Origin of the sequence: Streptomyces sp. DH10, assembly GCF_029813805.1 — a bacterium.
GTDB classification, from domain to species: Bacteria; Actinomycetota; Actinomycetes; order Streptomycetales; family Streptomycetaceae; genus Streptomyces; species Streptomyces coeruleofuscus.
Genome location: NZ_JARVKU010000013.1, coordinates 126,353 through 143,964 on the forward strand (window position 1 = coordinate 126,353; position 17,612 = coordinate 143,964).

10 protein-coding genes and 2 pseudogenes are annotated in these 17,612 nt (G+C 71.8%); 3 read left to right on the top strand and 9 right to left on the bottom strand.

Translation table 11 applies throughout. From position 1 onward, the window contains the following. Window positions 1-6 precede the first annotated feature (6 nt). From QC385_RS25935 to QC385_RS25965, 7 genes are all read right to left on the bottom strand, one after another. Window positions 7-528 (bottom strand): DUF1990 domain-containing protein, encoded by a 522-nt coding sequence (locus tag QC385_RS25935; protein ID WP_279543760.1) that lies wholly within the window; start codon window positions 526-528, stop codon window positions 7-9. A 68-nt stretch (window positions 529-596) separates the two neighbouring features. After that, a complete protein-coding gene (locus tag QC385_RS25940) occupies window positions 597-2,243 on the bottom strand; it encodes a M4 family metallopeptidase (RefSeq protein ID WP_279543761.1) in 1,647 nt (548 codons plus the stop codon). Between the two features lie 210 nt (window positions 2,244-2,453). Next, window positions 2,454-4,514, bottom strand: coding sequence for a M4 family metallopeptidase (locus QC385_RS25945; protein WP_279543762.1), 2,061 nt, complete (start codon window positions 4,512-4,514; stop codon window positions 2,454-2,456). Between the two features lie 170 nt (window positions 4,515-4,684). Continuing rightward, window positions 4,685-6,457 carry an ABC transporter ATP-binding protein gene (locus QC385_RS25950; RefSeq protein WP_279543763.1) on the bottom strand — a complete coding sequence of 591 codons (1,773 nt, stop codon included), beginning with the start codon at window positions 6,455-6,457 and terminating at the stop codon, window positions 4,685-4,687. Further along, window positions 6,454-8,229, bottom strand: a complete 1,776-nt coding sequence (locus QC385_RS25955) for an ABC transporter ATP-binding protein (protein WP_279543764.1) — start codon at window positions 8,227-8,229, stop codon at window positions 6,454-6,456. The genes QC385_RS25950 and QC385_RS25955 overlap by 4 nt, the downstream gene beginning before the upstream one ends. Before the next feature lie 32 nt (window positions 8,230-8,261). Continuing rightward, entirely contained in the window at window positions 8,262-10,157 is a 1,896-nt protein-coding gene (locus QC385_RS25960; RefSeq protein ID WP_279543765.1) for an ABC transporter ATP-binding protein, read from the bottom strand. Beyond that, window positions 10,154-11,983, bottom strand: a complete 1,830-nt coding sequence (locus QC385_RS25965) for an ABC transporter ATP-binding protein (RefSeq protein WP_279543766.1) — start codon at window positions 11,981-11,983, stop codon at window positions 10,154-10,156. Before QC385_RS25965 ends, QC385_RS25960 begins: the two co-directional genes overlap by 4 nt. A gap of 183 nt (window positions 11,984-12,166) precedes the next feature. Between QC385_RS25965 and QC385_RS25970 the strand changes: the two are divergent. Together QC385_RS25970 and QC385_RS25975 are read left to right on the top strand one after the other, a co-directional pair. Beyond that, a pseudogene (locus QC385_RS25970) lies at window positions 12,167-12,535 on the top strand (ATP-binding cassette domain-containing protein); the annotation flags it as partial. A gap of 4 nt (window positions 12,536-12,539) precedes the next feature. Then, window positions 12,540-12,779, top strand: a pseudogene (locus tag QC385_RS25975) (response regulator transcription factor); the annotation flags it as partial. A gap of 22 nt (window positions 12,780-12,801) precedes the next feature. Here QC385_RS25975 and QC385_RS25980 read toward each other — a convergent pair. Further along, window positions 12,802-14,262, bottom strand: a complete 1,461-nt coding sequence (locus tag QC385_RS25980) for an MFS transporter (RefSeq protein WP_279543768.1) — start codon at window positions 14,260-14,262, stop codon at window positions 12,802-12,804. A 243-nt stretch (window positions 14,263-14,505) separates the two neighbouring features. Between QC385_RS25980 and QC385_RS25985 the strand changes: the two genes are divergently transcribed. Then, window positions 14,506-15,153 carry a TetR/AcrR family transcriptional regulator gene (locus tag QC385_RS25985; RefSeq protein ID WP_279543770.1) on the top strand — a complete coding sequence of 216 codons (648 nt, stop codon included), beginning with the start codon at window positions 14,506-14,508 and terminating at the stop codon, window positions 15,151-15,153. 93 nt (window positions 15,154-15,246) lie between these two features. Here the strand turns inward: QC385_RS25985 and glgX are convergent, their stop codons facing one another. Then, window positions 15,247-17,514, bottom strand: coding sequence for a glycogen debranching protein GlgX (glgX, locus tag QC385_RS25990; protein ID WP_279543772.1), 2,268 nt, complete (start codon window positions 17,512-17,514; stop codon window positions 15,247-15,249). Between the last annotated feature and the right edge of the window lie 98 nt (window positions 17,515-17,612).

Here is a 17,612-nt window from a genome sequence, read left to right on the forward strand (position 1 = left end):
CACGACCTAGGCCTCCGCACCACCCTGCGTGGCAAGGTTCCGTAGGACGTTGCCGCACCTGCGTGCGTACGCGTGCTGGAACCCCCTGGTCGCCGGCCCGCCCGCCTTCGCGTACCACTTGGCCGCGCGGCTGAAGGCGTTCACGGTCAGCCAGACCGTGCCGTCGCCCGTGCGGTCGACCACGAAGGACTCCTCGCCGCACTCCGGGTGGCCGGGCAACGTGCCGTAGGCCCAGCCGGCGCGGCGGGGTTCCTCGACCGTCCACACCACACGGCAGGGAGCCTTGATCATGCCGGCGAGGGTCACGGTGACGTCGACGCCGGGGGCGGCCCGGTCCGCGCCGGCGTCGATGCCGACGCCCAGGACCCGGTGCATCTCCCAGGTGAGCACCGCCTCCGAGGCCCGGCGGAAGACCTCCTCGCCTTCCCCGAGGCGGGTGCGCACGTTCATGGGGTGGAAGCCCGGCGGGCAGAAGCCCTCGTCACGGGTGGCGCCGACGTCGGCGTAGGTGAAGTCTTCCGAAGACATGGTCACCAAGAGTAGGGCGGTACCCGGATGTGCCTTCGCTCCGGGTACCGCCCTCGGCCGTGCTTCGGTCAGCCCACGTTGACGGCGGACCAGGCGGACGCGACCGCCTTGTACTCGGCGCTGCTCGCGCCGTACAGCGCCGAGGCCGCGTTCAGGGTCGCCGTGCGGGCGCCCGCGTACTTGGTCGTCGACGTCATGTACGTCGTCAGCGCCTTGTACCAGATCTGGAGCGCCTTGGTGCGGCCGATGCCGGTGACCGTGGAGCCGTTGGACGTCGGCGAGTTGTAGGTCACGCCGTTGATGGTCTTCGCGCCGCTGCCCTCGGACAGCAGGTAGAAGAAGTGGTTGGCGGGACCGGAGGAGTAGTGGACGTCCAGGCCGCCCAGGCTGGACGACCAGGCGTCGGCGGAGTCGCCGTCCTTGCTGGGCTTGTCCATGTAGCGCAGCGGGGAGCCGTCGCCGTTGATGTCGATCTCCTCGCCGATGAGGTAGTCACCGGCGTCGGAGGAGTTGTTGGCGAAGAACTCCGCGCCCGCGCCGAAGATGTCGCTCGTCGCCTCGTTCAGACCGCCGGACTCGCCGCTGTAGTTGAGGCCGGCGGTGGCCGACGTCAGGCCGTGGCTCATCTCGTGCGCGGCCACGTCGAGCGAGGTCAGCGGGTGGGTGTTGCCCGAGCCGTCGCCGTACGTCATGCAGAAGCAGCCGTCCGACCAGAAGGCGTTGACGTAGTTGTTGCCGTAGTGGACGCGCGAGTAGGCCGCCTTGCCGTCGTTGCGGATGCCGCTGCGGCCGAAGGTGTTCTTGTAGAAGTCCCAGGTCACCTGGGCGCCGTAGTGGGCGTCGGCGGCGGCGGTCTCCAGGTTGGAGGGGTTGCCGGTGCCCCAGACGTCGTCGGAGCCGGAGAAGAGGGTGCCCGTGCCGGAGGTGCCGCGGTTGAGGTTGTACGTCTTGTTGCCGCCGCGCGTGCCGTCCGTCAGGGTGTACGACGACCCGGACTTCGTGGTGCCGATGGTGACCTTGCCGCTGTAGGTCGTGTTGCCGGTGCCGGTCTCGATGCCCTGGTACTCGTAGAGCTTCTTGCCGGTGGCGGCGTCCGTGATGACGTGCAGTTCGTTCGGGGTGCCGTCCTCCTGGAGACCGCCGACGACCGTCTCGTAGGCGAGGGTGGGCTTGCCGGCGGCCGCCCAGATCACCTTGCGGGGCGTGGAGTTCGCCTCGGTCTTCTCCGAGCCGGCCGCCTTGGCGAGCGTCACGGCCTGCTTCTCGGCCTTGGCGGCGGGGACCGCCGGCTTGAGCGAGGCGACCTTGAGCGCGGCCTTCGTCGCTCTGGTGACGCCCTTGGTCTCGCCCGACTTCGACTCGTGCACGACGAGGTCGCCGCCGAGGACCGGCAGGCCCGCGTAGGTGCGCTCGTAGCGGGTGTGGACGGTGCCGTCGGCGTCCTTCACGACGTCCTTGACGACCAGCTTCTCCTGGGCGCCGAGGCCTATCTCGTCGGCGGTCCCGGTGGCGTCCGCCTGCTGCTCCTTGATGAGGGCGGCGCGGGCGGGCGCGGTGAGGAGGACGGGGGCGGCGGCGAGCGTCGGCTTGCTCGCGGAGTCGGCGGCGACGCTGCTGCCGGAGGTCAGACCGGTGGTGAGCAGGGCGCCGGCGGCGACGGCGGTGGCGATGGCCAGCGTGGTGCGCTTGTGACGCGCGTAGAGAGGGGAGGTCACACGAGCTCCTAGATGTGGGGGAAGTGCTGCGGTGCTGTGCGGCGGGTGGGGGAAGAGTGGCACTTGGGACGCGTACATGTCAGGAGCACCACGTGATGTTGGCCGGAAAACGACGGCGACGTGTCGCACCGGAGACATGAAGTGGGCGCCGCCCCGGGGGAGTCGAACCCACCGGGGCGGCGCCCTGTCCTGTACGGACCGCGCACGGGCCTACGGGAAGGTGAGCTTCCAGCTGTTGATGTATCCGGTGTCACGGGCCGCGTTGTCCTGGACCCGCAGCTGCCAGACGCCGTTGGCGGCCTCGGAGGAGGCGTTCACCGTGTAGGTGGTGGCGATGTTGTCCGCGCTGCCGCCGGTGCCGTAGCCCTTCAGCGTGTACGCCGTGCCGTCGGGGGCGACGAGCTGCACCTGGAGGTCACCGATGTAGGTGTGGACGATGTCCACGGCGACCTGGAGGTTGGACGGCGCGTTGCCCGTCCGGCCGGAGACGGTGACCGGCGACGTGACCGCCGCGCCCCGGTCCGGGATCGCCACGTCGGCGGTGTTCTCGAAGGACGTACCTCCGCCGCCTCCGCCGCCGGAGCGGGCGCCGACGTTCACGCCCGCCCACGCGTCCTGGACCGCCTTGTACTCGGCGCTGTCGGTGCCGTACAGCTCACCGGTCGCCGCGAGGGTGCCGGTGCGGGCGCCCGCGTAGTTGGTGGTCGAGGTGAACTTGGTGGTCAGGGCGCGGAACCAGATCTTCTCCGCCTTGTCCCGGCCGATGCCGGTGACCGGAAGGCCGTCCGAGGTGGGCGAGTCGTAGCTGACGCCGTTGATGGTCTTGGTGCCGCTGCCCTCGCTCAGCAGGTAGAAGAAGTGGTTCGCCGGGCCCGAGGAGTAGTGCACGTCGATCGAGCCGATGCCCGAGTACCAGGCGTCCTTGGACGAGCCGTCCTTGCTGGGCTTGTCCATATAGCGCAGCGGCGTGCCGTCGCCGTTGATGTCGATCTCCTCGCCGATGAGGTAGTCACCGACGTCGGAGGAGTTCTTGGCGAAGAACTCGACGGTCGCGCCGAAGATGTCGCTGGTCGCCTCGTTCAGACCGCCGGACTCGCCGCTGTAGTTGAGGCCCGCGGTGTTCGAGGTGAGCCCATGGGTCATCTCGTGCGCGGCCACGTCGATCGACGTCAGCGGGTTCGCGTTGCCCGAGCCGTCGCCGTACGTCATGCAGAAGCAGCTGTCCGACCAGAACGCGTTGACGTAGTTGTTGCCGTAGTGGACCCGCGAGTACGCGCCCACTCCGTCGCCGCGGATGCCGCTGCGGCCGTGCACGTTCTTGTAGTAGTCCCACGTCAGTGCGGCGCCGTAGTGCGCGTCGGCGGCGGCCGACTCCAGGTTGGAGGGGCTGCCGTTGCCCCAGACGTCGTCGGCGCCGGAGAAGAGGGTGCCGGTGCCGGAGGTGCCGCGGTTGAGGTTGTACGTCTTGTGGTTGCCGCGGGCGCCGTCGGTGAGGTTGTACGCCGAACCCGACTGCGTGGTCGTGAGGTCGACCGTGCCGGAGTACACCGTGTTGCCGGTGCCGTTCTCGATGGCCTCCCACTCGTACAGCTTCTCGCCGGTGGTGGCGTCGGTGACGACGTGCAGTTCCTGCGGAGTGCCGTCGTGCTGGAAGCCGCCGACGACCGTCTCGTACGCCACGACCGGCTTGCCGTTCGCGGCCCAGATCACCTTGCGGGGCTCCCGGTTGACGGCCGGGTTCCTGGCGTCCTCGGCCTTGCCCGCGGCCAGGGCCTGCTGCCGGGCCCTCGCGGCGGACACCGCGGTCATCGTCGTGGCCGGCTTGATCGCGGCGCGGGTGGCCTTCACGACGGCGGCGGTGTCGTCCGTCTTCGTGCTCTCCACGACGAGGTCGCCGCCGAGGACCGGCAGGCCGTCGTAGGTGCGCTCGTAGCGCGTGTGCAGGGTGCCGTCGCGGTCCTTGAGGACGTCGCGGACGACCAGCTTCTCCTTGGTGCCGAGGCCCAGGTCCTTCGCCGTCCCGGCCTTGTCCGCGTCGGCCTCGCGGATCAGGGCGGCGCGCTGGGCGGGGGAGAGCCGGACCGACTCCGAGCCGGGGTTCGCCTTGCTCGCGGCCGACGGTGCCTTCTCCGGTGCCGCGGTGGCGGTGCCGCTCTGCACGGCGGCGGCGATCAGCGCGGCGACGCCGGCGAGGGCCACGGCCGCGGTGCGGCGGGGGGTGTGGGGAGTGCGTCTGTGGGAGGTGCTTCTTCGCGAGGAACTGCTTCTCAACACTGGCTCCTTCTGCGGGACCGGGGGTCGCCCGGCCTGGGGAGGTGGAGGTGTTGCCGTGGGGTTGCCGTGGAGCAGTCGTGGGAAGCGTGGCAGGGGAGCGCGCTTTCTGTCAGGGGCGCGTCAACACTATGGCCGGAATCGGTTCGTTGACCGGAAGTTCATGTTCGCTATGCGGACGGTTCGCGGGCGTCGGGCAGGTCCCCGTGCCAGGAGTGCCACAGCGCCGCGTAGGCCCCGTCGGCCGCCACCAGCTCGTCGTGCGTGCCGAGTTCGGTGAGCCGGCCGTCCTCCATCACGGCCACCCGGTCGGCGTCGTGCGCGGTGTGCAGCCGGTGGGCGACGGCGATGACGGTGCGCCCCTCCAGCACGGCGGCCAGGGCACGCTCGGTGTGCCGGGCGGTCGTCGGGTCGAGCAGCGCGGTCGCCTCGTCGAGGATCAGCGTGTGCGGGTCCGCCAGCACCACGCGGGCCAGGGCGAGTTGCTGTGCCTGTGAGCCGTCGGTGCGGTGACCGCCCTGGCCAAGGCGGGTCTCCAGGCCTTCCGGCAGCTCCCGCACCCACGCGTCGGCGCCGACCACCGACAGCGCCTTCCACAACTCCTCGTCCCCGGCGGACGGTTCGGCGATCCGCAGATTGTCGCGGACCGTGCCGAGGAACACATGGTGTTCCTGGGTGACCAGGACGACCTGGCGGCGCAGCCGCTCCGGTCCGAGCCCGACGACGGGCACGCCGCCGACCGTCACCGAGCCGGCCGTCGGCGCGTCGATGCCCGCCATCAGCCGGCTCAGCGTGGTCTTGCCGGCGCCCGACGGCCCGACCATGGCCAGCCGCTCCCCGGGCGTCACCGTCAGGTCGACGCCGCGCAGCACCTCCACACCCCCGTCGTAGGCGTAGCGCACGCCGGTGACGTCGATACGGTCGCCGTCCGGATCGGGACCCTCGCCCTCACCGGCCGCCCGCGGGGCCCGGGCCAGCCCCTCCACCCGGGCGAAGGAGGCGCCGCTGCTCTGGAGTTGCTCGACCCGCACCAGGATCTCGTCCAGCGGCCCGCTCAACTGGTGCAGATACAGGGCCGCCGCCACGACCGCCCCGAGGCTCATCGAGTCCGAGGTGTGCAGCGCCCCGCCGATCACCAGCACGCCGGCGACCGGGAGGACGTACGACACCTCCACCGCCGGGAAGAACACCGTGCGCAGGAACAGCGTGTGGAAGCGCGTACGGCGGGACGTCTCCAGCGCGTCCCGGCTCGCGGCGGTGCGCTGCTCGCGGAGCCGGAACGCCTCCACCGTGCGCGCTCCGGCCGCGGTCGCCGCGAGGATCTCCGCGACGTCCGAGGTGGCGGCGCCCTCGGCGAGATACCCGTCCCGGGCCCGCCGCAGGTACCAGCGCAACGCCAGCCAGATCGGCGTCAGGCCGAGCACGCCGACGGCACCGAGCAGCGGGTCCAGCAGGAACACCGCGCCGACCAGGAACAGGCACTGCACGAGGTTGATGAGCAGTTCCGGACCGGCGTCCCGCAGCGTGTTGCCCACGGTCGTGACGTCCGAGGTGCCGCGGGCCGTCAGGTCGCCGGTGCCGGCGCGTTCCACGACCGAGGCGGGCAGGTCGAGGGCACGGTCCACGAACCGTTCCCGTACGCGCGCGAGGGTGCGTTCGCCGAAGCGGTGGCCCACGTATCGGGCCCAGCGGGCGAGGAACAACTGGGCGAGGGCGCAGACCAGGAGCACGAGGGCCAGCCGGTCCACGGCCGCCACGCCCTGCCCGGCGCGGACGTCGTCGATCATCCGGCCCAGCAGCCAGGGCCCTGCCAGACCGGCCAGGGCGGCGAGGGCGTTGAGGCCGAGGACGGTGGTGAAGGCCCGGGTGTCGGCCCGTACGAGGTCGAGTAACGCCCGTCGGACGTCCGCCCGTTCGGCCACGGGCAGGTGTGCGCGGCTCATCGGACGGCCTCCTCGTTGTCCCTGGCCACGAGGGCGCGGTAGCCGGGGGTGGTGTCGAGCAGTTCGTGGTGGCCGCCCGAGGCCGCGACCTTGCCGTCGACCAGGTAGTGGACGGTGTCGGCGCGGTCCAGGACGAGGGGGGAGGTGGTGGTCACGACCGTGGTGCGGCCGTGCCGGGCTTCTCTGAGGCGGCCGGCGACGGTGGCTTCGGTGTGGGCGTCGAGGGCGGAGGTGGGCTCGACGGCGAGGAGGATCTCCGGGTCGGCGAGGAGGGCTCTGGCCAGGCGGATGCGCTGGCGTTGGCCGCCGGAGAGGTTGCGGGCCTGGGCGGCCATGTGGGTGTTCAGGCCGTCGGGGAGTGCTTGGACGATGTCATCGGCTGCGGCGGTGTGGAGCGCCGTCTGAGTTGCCGTGTGGTGTGGTGTGGCGTCTGCGGGTGCGTTGTGGCTTGTCGCGCCCGGCGGCGGAGCCGCAGATCGGCACTGCCCCGCGCCCCTTAAGGGTCCGATCATGTCCTGGAGGGTTCCTGCGAACAGGTCGGACTCGTGGTCGGCCAGCAGGATGTGTTCCCGGATCTGGGGGAGCGCGATGTCGTCCAGGCGTGTCCCGCCCCATGTCGCGTCCGAAGGGGTGTACCGGGCGAGGCGGTCCAGGATCGCCGTGGCGTCGGCCGGGTGTTCCGCGACCAGGGCCGTCAGGCGGCCGGGGAGGACGCGCACGCCGGACTCGGGGTCGTACAGGGCCGACGGTTCGGACGGGGCGTCCCGGGTGCCGGTGTCCGGCATCGGCTCCAGGCGCACGAACCGTACGACGCGACGCGCGCACACCAGGCCGCGGCTGATCTGGTAGCCGCACTCCACCCAGAAGGACACCGGGCCCACCAGCACCGCGACGTAGCCGTAGACCGACACCAACTGGCCCACGGTGATGTCCCCCTGGGCGGCCAGGCGGGCCGCCAGCCAGGTCACCACGGCGAGGAACAGCGTCGGCAGCCCGATGCCGAGGGCCTGGACCCAGCTGGTCACCGCGCCGACCCGGTACCCCTGCTCGCGCAGCCGCCGCGAGTCGTGGCGGAAGGCGTCCGCGACCAGCGTCTTGCCGCCCAGCCCGGCGAGGACCCGCAGACCGCCCGCCAGGTCGCCGATCCGCGCGGTGAGCACGCCCTGCCGCTCGCGGTACTCCGTCTCGGAACCCTGTAGCCGCCCGAGCAGCGGGCCGACGAGCAGGACGATCAGCGGGATGCCGAGCAGGACGACCCCGGCGATGAGCGGCGAGACCGAGACCAGCAGGACCGCGACCGCCAGATAGGCCACGACCGCGCCGACGCCGGGGCCGACCACCGTCAGCGACTGGCTGATCGTCTGTACGTCGCCCACACCGATCGTGACGACCTCCCCGGCTCCCATCTGCCGCGGCAGCCAGGCGCCGAGCCGCACCGCCTGGCCGACGACGACCTTCACCGTGCGGAAGTTGGCGTCCATGCGGACGCGGGTCATGGTGCGGTGGCGCATGATGCTCAGCCAGGAGTTGAACGCCCCGACCGTGAACAGCGCGCCGCTCCAGAGCGCCAGCGCGCCCATGTCGCCGGGTTCCAGACCGTCGTCGATCGCCCGGGACATCAGATACGGCGTCGCCGCCAGCAGCACCATCCACACGCTGCCGAACGTCGCCCCGGCCGCACACCGCCAGGGCTGCCGGGCGACCAGCCACCACAGGTAACGGCCGCCGCTCCGGGAGTCGGGTGTGCCGGGGTCCTCGTACGCGTCGATCATCCGCCCGCCTCCGCCGCCCTTCCGCCGCCGTCCTACGCCAGGCTGTCCCGCCAGGCCCGGTGCAGATCCGCGAACCTGCCCGTGCCCGCGACGAGTTCGGCCGGTTCGCCGTCCTCGACGATCTTCCCGTGTTCCATCACCAGGACACGGTCCGCGATCTCGACGGTCGACAGCCGGTGCGCGATGACCACGGCCGTACGGCCCTTCAGCACCGTCGCCATCGCCCGCTGCACCGCACGCTCGCCCGGGATGTCCAGCGAGCTGGTCGCCTCGTCGAGGATCAGCACCGCCGGGTCGGCCAGCAACGCCCGTGCGAACGCGACCAGTTGTCGCTGACCGGCCGAGATGCGGCCGCCCCGCTTGCGTACGTCGGTGTCGTAGCCGTCGGGCAGGGAGCTGATGAAGTCGTGCGCGCCGATCTCCTTCGCCGCCCGCTCGATCTCCTCGCGCGTGGCGTCCGGGCGGCCGATCGCGATGTTCTCCGCGACCGTGCCGGAGAACAGGAACGCCTCCTGCGTCACCATGACCACCCCGCGCCGCAGTTCGGGCACGGCGAGATCGCGCAGGTCGACGCCGTCCAGCAGCACCCGGCCGTCGGAGGGGTCGTAGAACCGGGCCAGCAACTTCGCCAGCGTCGACTTGCCGGCGCCCGTGGAGCCGACGACCGCGACCGTCTGCCCGGCCGGGACCGTCAGGTCGAAGCGGGGCAGCACCTCTCCGCCGGTGCGGTAGCCGAAGCGGACGCCGTCGAAGACGACCTCGCGGCCCGGCTGTTGGCTCTCCAGCGCGGGAAGCTGCCGTGGAGTCGGCGGCTCGGGCACGGAGGGCGTCTGTGCGAGCAGCCCGGCGATCTTCTCCAGCGAGGCCGCCGCCGACTGGTAGGAGTTGAGGAACATCCCGAGCCGGTCGATCGGGTCGTACAGCCGCCGCAGGTACAGCACGGCCGCCGCCAGCACACCGAGGGCCAGGGTGCCGTCCGCGACCCGGTAGGCGCCCCACAGCACGATCGCGGCGACCGCCGTGTTGGCGACCAGCCGTGAACCGGTGACATACCGGGCCATCTCCAGCAGCGCGTCGCCGTTGGTGCGCTCGTGCCGCTGGTTGAGCGCGCCGAAGTCCGCGTCGTTGACGGCCTCGCGGCGGAAGGCGCGCACCGGGCGGATGCCGTTCATGGTCTCGACGAACTTGACGATGACGGCGGCGATGGCGGTCGACCTCGCCCGGTACACCCGCCCGGCGCGCCGCTGGTACAGCCGCACCAGGGCGTAGAGCGGCACCAGGGACGCCACCGCCACGCCCCCGAGGCCCAGGTCGAGCCAGAGCAGCATCGCCGAGATGTAGACGAAGGACAGGATGACCGTGACGAGTTCCTGAAGGCCCTCGTCCAGCAGCTCGCGCAGCGACTCCACGTCCGTGGTGGAGCGGGAGATGAGCCGGCCCGAGGTGTAGCGCTCGTGGAAGTCGACGCTCAGCGTCTGCGCGTGACGGAAGATCCGGCCGCGCAGGTCGAGCAGGACGTCCTGGCTGACGCGGGCCGCGGCGGCGACGAACGCGAACTGGAGCCCGCCCGCGGCCAGCGCGCACGCCAGGTAGCCGACGGCCACCGCGATCAGCGGCCCGTGGTCCTGCGCCCGGAACGCCGGCACCGCACGGTCGATGGCGTACGCCACGAGCAGCGGGCCCGCCTGCACGACCGCCTGCTGGAGCAGCAGCAGGAGCGACGTGACCGTGACGCGGGCCTTCATGGGCGCGAGCAGGGAGCGCAGCAGGGCGGCGGTGGCGCCCGGGGGTGTGGGCAGGGCGTCCCGGTCGAAGGGGTCGCCGGTGGCGGGGGTCCGAGCGTCGGGTTTCCCGGTGTCGGGTTTCTCGGCCTCGGGCTTTTCGTCGTCGGGTGTTCCGTCGGCCGGTGCGGTGGTGGCCGCCGTCATCGTGCGTCCTCCTGTTCGCCGGACTGTTCGCCGGACAGCTCGCCCGGCTGCTCCCCTGACTGTTCGCCGGACATCAAGTGCGCGTACTCGGCGTTCGTGCGCAGCAGTTCGTGGTGGGTGCCGACCGCGGTGATCCGGCCGCCGGACAGCAGCGCGACGCGGTCGGCGAGCAGCACGGTGGACGGGCGGTGCGCCACGATCAGGGCGGTGGTGTCCGCGAGGACCTGTCGCAGGGCGGCCTCGACGGCGGCCTCGGTGTGCACGTCCAGGGCCGACAGCGGGTCGTCCAGGACGAGGAACTCCGGCTGTCCGACGACGGCTCTGGCCAGGGCCAGGCGCTGCCGCTGCCCGCCCGAGAGGCTGAGGCCCTGCTCGCCCACCTGGGTGTCCGTCCCCTGCGGCAGCGCGTGCACGAAGTCGGCCTGGGCGACGGCCAGGGCGCGCTCCAGCTCCGCCGGGCCGGCCGTGTCGCCGGCCCCCATGAGAACGTTGTCGCCGACCGCGGCCGAGAACAGCGTGGGCTCCTCGAAGGCGACCGCCACCTTGGCGCGCAGCGCCTGTCTGGACAGGGTCGTGACGTCGACGCCGTCGAGGGTGATGCGGCCCGAGGTCACCTCGTAGAAGCGGGGGATGAGCGCCGTGAGGGTGGTCTTGCCGCTGCCGGTCGCTCCGACCAGGGCCATGGATTCGCCGGGGCGCACGTGGAGGTCCACCTTGTCCAGGACGGGCGGGGAGCCGGGCGGGGCGTCCGGGTAGCGGAAGGTCACGTCGTGGAAGCGGAGGCCGGACCCCGTCGCGGCCGGTGACGCCGGGCCACCGGGAACCCCCCGCTCCTCGACGTCCTCGTCCATCACCTCGAAGTACCGTTCCGTCGCCGTCGCCGCCTCCTGGCTCATCGCCAGCAGGAACCCGATCGACTCCACCGGCCACCGCAGCGCCAGCGCCGTGGATAGGAACGCCACCAGCGTCCCCGCCGACAACCCCCCGTCGGCCACCTGCACGACCCCGACCACCAGCGCCGCCCCGATCGCGACCTCCGGCAGCGTCACGATGACGCCCCAGATCGTCGCCAGCAGCCGTGCCTTGCGCAGCTCCGTGCCGCGCAGCGTCCCCGACAGCTCCCGGAACGCACGGGCCTGGCTCCGGTGCCGGCCGAAGCCCTTGATGATGCGGATGCCGAGCACGCTCTCCTCGACGACCGTCGTCAGGTCGCCGACCTGGTCCTGGGCGAGCCGGGCCACCTTGGCGTACCGCTTCTCGAAGATCACGCAGGTGACCATCACGGGCACGGCGGGCCCGAGGATCACCAGCCCCAGGGTCCAGTCCTGGAGCAGCATGATGACCACGCCGACGAGTATCGTCACGCCGTTGACCAGCAGGAACGTCAGCGGGAAGGCGAGGAACATGCGCAGCAGCATCAGGTCCGTCGTCCCCCGGGACAGCAACTGCCCCGAGGCCCACCGGTCGTGGAAGGCCACCGGCAGCCGCTGGAGGTGCCGGTACAGATCCGCCCGCATGGACGCCTCGACGCGGGAGAGCGGCCGCGCCACCAGCCACCGCCGCAGTCCGAACAGCAGGGCCTCGGCGAGGCCGAGCAGCAGCAGGTACAGCGCGCCGAGCCAGACCCCGCCCGGGTCCCGGTCCGCGATGGGCCCGTCCACCATCCACTTCAGGACGAGCGGGATCACCAGGGCCACGCAGGAGGCGAGTACCGCCACGAACGCGGCGGTGAACAGCCGCACCCGCACGGGCCGCACGTACGGCCACAGGCGCAGCAGCGTACGCACGGCGGAACGGTCCTGGGCGGGGGCGGGTGTCGTGGCCATCAGCAGCGAGCCTACGGATCGCCACTGACACTGCCCACCGGGTTTCCGCCGTACCCTGGCCGGCCGCCGGTCCTGCGACCTGCGCGTTCGAGGGGTCGTACGGTGACATCAACCGATCGGATGATGCCCGTTCGAGCGCGACGGCCGATGCGCCGGTACGCACCGCGCCGCGATCCTCGTCCCATGCCGACCGCACCTGTCATCGAAGTCACCGACTTGCGCAAGAGCTACGCCGGACGGCCCGCCGTCCACGGTGTCTCCTTCGCCGTGGAGGAGGGGGAGATCTTCGGGATCCTCGGGCCGAACGGCGCCGGAAGACCACAACCGTGGAGTGCGTGGAGGGCCTGCGGGTGCCCGACTCCGGCCGGGTCCGCGTCACGGGCCTCGACCCCGTCACCGAGCACGAGGCCACCCGCCGTGTGCTCGGCGCGCAGCTCCGGGAGAGCGAGTTGCAGGCCAAGCCCACCGTCCGCGAGGCACTGGAGCTGTACAGCGCCTTCTGTCCGAGCCCGCTCGGCTGGCGGCCACCTCGCCGAACGCCTCGGCCTCACGGCCGAGTTCCCGCCTGGTCTCCGCGGTCCGGACTCCCAGGTCCCCCGGCAACGAGCCGCTCTCCGCGCGCGAACGCGAGGTGCCGGCCCTGGTCGCCAGAGGCACGTCCAACCGCGAGATCGCCCGCGAACTGTTCATCAGCGAGGCGACCGTGAAGACCCACCTCACCCACCTCTACGCCAAGCTCGGCGTCAAGGACCGCGCGGCGGCGGTGGCGGTGGCGTACGACCGGGGGATCCTCGGCCAGCCCGGGGAGCGGAAGGGGTTCACACTTCCTGAGCGGCGCAGGACTGGTCCAGGTCACGGTCACGGACCATGGTGAAGATGGCGATCGCCCCGGCGAGGGCCACGCAGGCCAGCACCACGAAGACGACGCCCCAGCCGTGCTGGAGACCCTGGACCGCCCGGTCCACCAGGTCCTGACCGCCGCTCGCGCGTACCGAACCCAGCCGGCCCTGGACCACGTCGTCGGCCATCTCGCCGTCGCCCGCGGACAGTTGCCGGCGGGTCGAGGTGAGCAGCAGCCCGCCCACACACGCCACGCCGATCGTCTCCCCGGCGACCCGGAGGGTGTTGAACATGCCCGACGCCATACCGCTGCGCTCGGCCGGCACCACGCTGACCGCCGCGTTGTCCATGACGCCGAAGGCCAGACCGATACCGACACCGGCCAGCAGCAGCGCCGCGTACAGCCCGGTACGGGACGACACCGGGTCGGTGAACGTCATCAGCGACAGCGCGACGGCCAGCACCGCCGGTCCGAGGGCCAGCAGCATCCGCACGGACAGCAACCTCACCAGCGTGCCGGTGAACAGCGGCAGGACGAAGACCGGCAGCGTCAGCGGCAGCAGCATCGCTCCGGACATCGTCGATCCCGCGCCGCCCGCGCCCTGGAAGTAGGGCGGCAGGTAGACGAGCAGGGCCGCGAAAGCGAAGACGATGCTCACCGGCTGCCAGATGATGGCGACGAACGTGGGGCGCCGCAGCAGGCTCAGGTCGAACATCGGCTCCGCGACGCGCAGTTCGACCGCGACGAACAGGGCGAGGAACAGCGCCGCACCCGCGAAGGAGCCGAGCGTGACGACTCCGCCCCATCCCTGTGAGGGCCCCTCGACGAAGCCGAGGGCGAGCAGCATGAGGGCCAGGGTGAAGGTCAGCACGCCGGGCAGGTCGATGCGCCGCGCACCGGGATTCCTCGACTCGGGCAGCGTGCGGGCCAGGACGAGCACGACAGCGCCGAGCAGGACGTTGACCAGGAACACGGCGTGCCAGGACGCGACGCCCACCAGCAGGCCGGACACGAACGGGCCCATCGCCAGGCCGAACCCGATCGAGGCGCCGAAGATGCCGAAGGCCCTGGCCCGGGCGGCCCCGCTGACCGTGGGGGCGAGCAGCGCGGACCCACTGGTCAGCACCGCTGCCGCGCCCATGCCCTGGACGAAGCGCGCCAGGTCCACGAGCAGGATGGCGGGAGCGGTGCCGGCGACGAGCGAGGCCAGCGCGAAGACGGCCGTGCCGCTGCGGAACAGGCGGCGGCGCCCGAAGAGGTCGGCCGCGGAACCGGCCGCGAGCATGAAGGCGGTGAACGCCACGTTGTAGGCGTTCAGCACCCATTGGGTGGAGGCGGCCGAGGCGTTCAGGGCGCCCGACATGTCGGCGAGGGCGACTCCCGGCCCCGTGACGGAGATGGGCAGCATCACGGCGGCCAGGGCGATGGCCACCAGCACACGCGTGCTCCGGTCGGTCCCGGGAGCGGTTTCGGCAGCGATGGTCCTGGGTGGTGACAGCTCGGAATCAGCGGGCGACTGGGACATCGGGACGTGTCGATCCTGTTCTCGCGTCGGGGGCGCGGTCATGGCTCAGGGAACCTGTGTGACGGTCTATCTATGGACTGTAGTCCATGTTTTTACGGTGGTATATTTTTTCCTGCCGGGGGAGCCCGCACAGTGACGTGAGAAGGCGAGGAAGCCATGGCCTCTGAACCTGCCCGCCCCCTCGGGCGCAGAGAGCGCAGCAAGCAGCGGGTGCGGGACAGCATCTACGCCTCCGCCCTGACCCTCTTCGCGGAGCAGGGTTACGAGCGCACCACGATCGATCAGATCGCCGAGCACGCCGACGTGGCCCGGGGCACCTTCTTCAACTACTTCCAGCGCAAGGAAGACCTGGTCACCGCCTGGGCCGAGGCCCGGAAGCGGCGCCTGGAGCTGTGCATGGAAGAGTCGATGAAGTCCCGGAACGACGATGTGACGGTGCATCTGGAGAGGTGCATGGCGGCACTGGCGGAGTTCAACGAGTCCGAGCGCGAGATCACCGCCACGATGCTCCAGGCCTGGGTGAAGGCCGGCCGGCCGCTCCTCGAGGAGCCCTACGCGGGCCAGGTGTTCGCCGACATCATCGAAGCCGGCCGCCGGCGCGGGGAGATCGCCTCCGACATCGATCCGATGAGGGTCGGCAACATCCTCCGTGACTCCTACCTGGGCCTGCTCTACCGCTGGTCCCAGAACCCGGGAGGGCGCGCACCGCTCCACATGGACCTGCGCGAGGTCCTCAGGGTCGTCCTCACAGGCGTCCTGACGCACTCCGAGCACGGGCGCGGCACTCTGGCGTCGCAGGCGTAGAAACCCCGCATCCGAGCCGACGGCCCGGACCGGCCCGCCGGTCTCCGGGCGGGCGGGGCGGCACTGCGCCGCCCCGCCCGGCGAAACGATGCCTCAGCCCGCGACCCGCAGCAGCAGCACCGCCCGCGCCGGCATCGTGATCTCCGTCCCCGCCGGGTGCTCCACCCCCGGCGCCTCCCCCTGCTCCTCCAGGCTCGTGTCGACGACGACCTCGTACCGCTCCGCCCAGGGCGGCCCCGGCAGCACGAAGCTCACCGGCCCCTCGCCCGCGTGCAGGACGGCCAGGAAGCTGGCGTCGAGGATCTGGTCGCCGCGCTCGTCCCGGCCCGGGATGTCCCGGCCGGAGAGGTACATGCCCAGGGTCGCGGCGGGCGCGTACCAGTCCTGCTCCGTCATCTCGGTGCCCCGGGACGTGAACCAGGCCAGATCGCGCAGGCCGTCCGCGGTCTGGGCCCGGCCCGAGAAGAACGCCCGGCGCCGGAGCACCGGGTGCCGGTGGCGCAGCTCGATCAGCCGCGAGGTCAGCTCGGACAGCGCCTTCCAGCCCGGGTCCCGAAGCAGGCCCCAGTCCACCCAGCCGATCTCGTTGTCCTGACAGTAGGCGTTGTTGTTGCCGCCCTGCGTACGGCCCAGCTCATCGCCCGCGAGCAGCATCGGCACACCCGTGGACAGCAGCAGCGTGGTCAGCAGGTTCCTGAGCTGGCGCCGCCTGAGCGCCCGTACGGCCTCGTCGTCCGTCTCGCCCTCGGCGCCGCAGTTCCAGGACCGGTTGTCGTCCGTGCCGTCGCGGTTGCCCTCGCCGTTGGCCTCGTTGTGCTTGCGCTCGTAACTCACCAGGTCGCGCAGGGTGAAACCGTCGTGCGCGGTGATGAAGTTGACGGACGCGTACGGCCTGCGCCCGCCCCAGGCGTACAGGTCGCTGGAGCCCGACAGGCGGTAGCCCATCTCCCGTACGTCCGGCAGCGCGTGCCGCCAGAAGTCCCGCACGGCGTTGCGGTACCGGTCGTTCCACTCCGTCCACAGCGGCGGGAACGCCCCCACCTGGTAGCCGCCCGACCCCACGTCCCACGGCTCGGCGATCAGCTTCACCCGGCGCAGCACCGGGTCCTGGGCGATGACCGCCAGGAACGGGGAGAGCATGTCGACGTCGTGCATGGAGCGGGCCAGCGCCGCCGCCAGGTCGAAGCGGAAGCCGTCCACGCCCATCTCCGTCACCCAGTAGCGCAGGGAGTCGGTGATGAGCCGCAGCACATGGGGCTGGACCACGTGCAGGGTGTTGCCGCAGCCGGTGTAGTCGGCGTAGCGGCGGGGGTCGTCCTGGAGGCGGTAGTAGCCGCGGTTGTCGATGCCCTTCAGCGACAGCGTCGGCCCCAGCTCGCCCGCCTCCGCCGTGTGGTTGTAGACCACGTCGAGGATGACCTCGATCCCGGCCGCGTGCAGGGCGCGCACCATGCGCTTGAACTCGCCGACCTGCTGGCCCGTCGTCCCGGAGGCCGCGTAGGCCGCGTGCGGGGCGAAGTAGCCGATGGAGTTGTAGCCCCAGTAGTTCCTGAGGCCTCTGCGCAGCAGATGGTCCTCGTGCGCGAACTGGTGCACCGGCAGCAGCTCCACCGCCGTCACGCCCAGCTTCACCAGGTGCTCGATCGCCGCCGGGTGCGCGAGGCCGGCGTAGGTGCCGCGCAGCTCCTCGGGGATGCCCGGGTGCAGCTTGGTGAAGCCCTTGACGTGCAGCTCGTAGATGACCGAGTCCGCCCACGGCGTCTTCGGGCGGCGGTCGTCCGCCCAGTCGTCGTCATCGTGGACGACCACGCCCTTGGGGACGTACGGCGCCGAGTCGCGGTCGTCGCGCACGGTGTCGGCGACGTGCTGCTGCGGCCAGTCGCGGACGTGCCCGTACACCTCCGGGGGCAGGATGCCGTAGTCGTTTCCCGGACCCGCGTCGACCGCCCGTGCGTACGGGTCGAGGAGCAGCTTCGCCGGGTTCCAGCGGGCGCCGGTCCACGGGTCCCAGCGGCCGTGCACCCGGTAGCCGTAGCGCTGCCCGGGCAGCACCCCCGGGACGAAGCCGTGCCAGATCTCGTGGGTCAGCTCGGCGAGCCGCACCCGCGACTGGTTGCCCGCCTCGTCGAAGAGGCACAGCTCGACCCCTTCGGCCCCGCCCGCCCACAGGGCGAAGTTGGTCCCGGCCACCCCATCCGGGCCGACCCGGAACCGGGCGCCGAGCGGCGTCGGCGCGCCCGGCCGGGCGGCCACCGTGGGCGGCGGCGCGGCCCGCCGTGCGCCGTTCACGGCGGCGGCCTGGCGCCCGTTCCCGGTGGCCTGATGGCCGGCCACCGCCTCCTGCTCGGCTGCGCTGGACACCTGTCAGCCTCCCGCGGCTCGTGGAACGACGGGGGACAGGGGGGTGCGGTCCTGTGCTCCGGCCCGGGTCGCGGCTCCCCTGCGCGTCGTCCTCCCCA

Coding starts and splice junctions, on each gene's coding strand:
- QC385_RS25935 (WP_279543760.1), bottom strand. CDS start 528: ATGTCTTCGGAAGACTTCACCTACGCCGACGTCGGCGCCACCCGTGAC.
- QC385_RS25950 (WP_279543763.1), bottom strand. CDS start 6,457: ATGAGCCGCGCACACCTGCCCGTGGCCGAACGGGCGGACGTCCGACGG.
- QC385_RS25955 (WP_279543764.1), bottom strand. CDS start 8,229: ATGATCGACGCGTACGAGGACCCCGGCACACCCGACTCCCGGAGCGGC.
- QC385_RS25960 (WP_279543765.1), bottom strand. CDS start 10,157: ATGACGGCGGCCACCACCGCACCGGCCGACGGAACACCCGACGACGAA.
- QC385_RS25965 (WP_279543766.1), bottom strand. CDS start 11,983: ATGGCCACGACACCCGCCCCCGCCCAGGACCGTTCCGCCGTGCGTACG.
- QC385_RS25985 (WP_279543770.1), top strand. CDS start 14,506: ATGGCCTCTGAACCTGCCCGCCCCCTCGGGCGCAGAGAGCGCAGCAAG.